At 37.9% G+C, this 227-nt stretch carries 1 pseudogene; it reads left to right on the forward strand.

The features are described 5' to 3' along the window. Nucleotides 1-144: 144 nt before the first annotated feature. Nucleotides 145-227 (forward strand): annotated as a pseudogene (locus FDX22_RS30800) (carbon-nitrogen hydrolase family protein); the annotation flags it as partial.

Below are 227 nucleotides of genomic sequence, written 5' to 3' on the forward strand. Positions count from 1 at the left end.
CCCTGTCACGTTTACCTTACGAGCCTAAAGTTAAATAAACCTTATATTAAGTTACAATTCCTTACATGATGCCTGCTACAGTATAAGTACATTCTTAATCTACTATTTAAGGATGGTTGTAGACACTATGAAAAGGAAATCATTATGTCACACTGGAAAATTGCTGCAGCGCAGTACGAACCACTTCAACGATCATTAAGCGAACACGTCGCCCATCATTTGCAGTT

The organism is Citrobacter sp. TBCS-14 (assembly GCF_005280805.1).
GTDB lineage: Bacteria > Pseudomonadota > Gammaproteobacteria > Enterobacterales > Enterobacteriaceae > Citrobacter > Citrobacter gillenii.